The sequence below is a fragment of the Actinomycetota bacterium genome, assembly GCA_005774595.1.
Taxonomy (GTDB): domain Bacteria; phylum Actinomycetota; class Coriobacteriia; order Anaerosomatales; family D1FN1-002; genus D1FN1-002.
Window position 1 is genome coordinate 1 of sequence record VAUM01000364.1, and the last position, 1,732, is coordinate 1,732.

A 1,732-nucleotide genomic window follows, 5' to 3' on the forward strand; every position below is an offset into this window, starting at 1 on the left:
GCGTTCCCCGACGCGCTGGCCGGCGGCGTCTTCTGCGGCCTCGCCGGGCATCCGCTGCTGCTCACCGAGCCGTGGCGTGTCTCGCCGTACATCGAGGCGCGGCTCGACCCGTTCGACGGCGTCGACCCGGGCGAGGACTACTGCGGCGCCGGGACCGAGGGCCTGACCCGCGCGTACGTCTTCGGCGGCGCGGGCGCGGTCTGGCCGGCCACGCTCACGGCGTTCGACCAGCTGACGGGCGCGAGGTTCTAGGCGGCGCACTCGCTCCGCGTACGCCGCCCGCTTCGCGCGCCGGCACCGCCCGTCGCGCCGTTTGGCTCCGCGGGCTGCCATGTAGTATCTTCCAGAACTGGAGCCATCCATTCGAGTGGGAGGTCGCTGTATGCCGGGGAAGCGTCGTTGTGCTCAGATCTTGGCGTTGGCTGTCTGCGTGGCGCTCATGTTGCCGGGATCCGCATCCGCGGTGTCGTGGACGCTCGCGGACGGCGTGACCGCGGCGGGCGTCCAGGCGCTGGAATTCAACGTGGGGCTGTCGAGTCTGCGCACGTCCGGGTCGCTCGCCACGGATGACATCGGTGAGTACGACCTTCGTCTGTTCACGAATCAGACCATCAACGTCTCCGTGACCGGAGGCGCCGGTACGGACTTCATCCTGGTGATCGTCGACGATGACGACAACCTCATCGGCATCGCGGACGACGTGGGCGCGGGCACGGAGTCGATCTCTCACACGGTGAGCCTGCCTCGCTACTCGCCGAAGATCTATCACCTGGGCATCTACGCGTTCGATGGCGGGAGCTACACGCTCAACGTCTCCATGACCGATCCCGGCACCACTGCTGGGACGGCGCGTCTGGCCGGCGCCGATCGGTACGCCACCGCCGTTCGGGCGTCGCAGGACGCCTTCGCGAGCGGGTCGGGCACGGTCGTGATCGCGTCGGGCGCGAACTTCCCCGACGCCCTCGCCGCAGCCGGGCTGTGCGGAGCGTACGACGCCCCGCTGCTGCTGGTGCCGCCCACCTCGCTTCCGGCCGTCGTGTCCGCCGAGATCGACCGGCTCGGGGCGACACAGGCGATCATCGTCGGTGGCGCCGCGGCTGTATCCGATGGCGTGGAGGATCTCATCGCGGCACGGCCGGGCCTCACAGGCGGCGTGACGCGCATCGCCGGAGCCAGCCGGTACGACACCGCCAAGCTGATCGCCGAGGAGATGAGTTCCGAACTGGGGACCGACTTGCCCGACGCGTACCTGGTATCCGGCGTCAACTTCGTGGACGCCTTGGCGGTCTCGCCACTCGCGTACGCGGGACACCGGCCGATCCTGCTCACTCCCAAGGAAGCCGCGCATTCGGCGACGCTGGCGGCGATCGACGCGGTAGGAGTGCAGCGGGTCGTCATCGTGGGGGGCACCGGCGCGGTCAGCACCACCGCGGAGAACCAGGTGGAGGCGGTGCTGGGCTCCGCGACGTCCCGGGTGGCCGGGAACAACCGCTTCGAGACGGCACGCGCGGTCGCGAACAGCGGCGTGAGCGCGGGCTTGATCGGGCACCGCTTCATAGGGGTGGCGAACGGGCGGGGCTTCGCGGACGGATTGGGTGGTGGCGTCGCCGCGGGCGCTCACGGCGGCGGACTCGTCCTGATGGAGTCGTATGTCATCCCCGATGCGACGCAGGCGTACCTTCTCGACTGCGAGGGCGACGGCAGTGGAGCCGAGGCGCTGCGCGTCTATGGC

Annotated in this window: 2 protein-coding genes; both read left to right on the forward strand. The window is 70.1% G+C overall.

Going from position 1 to position 1,732, the window contains the following annotated elements; translation table 11 throughout:
• On the forward strand, positions 1-252 hold a 252-nt coding region (locus FDZ70_10115; GenBank protein TLM67588.1), incomplete at its 5' end, for a cell wall-binding repeat-containing protein.
• A 130-nt stretch (positions 253-382) separates the two neighbouring features.
• The coding region (locus tag FDZ70_10120; GenBank protein TLM67589.1) for a cell wall-binding repeat-containing protein at positions 383-1,732 on the forward strand (1,350 nt) is incomplete at its 3' end.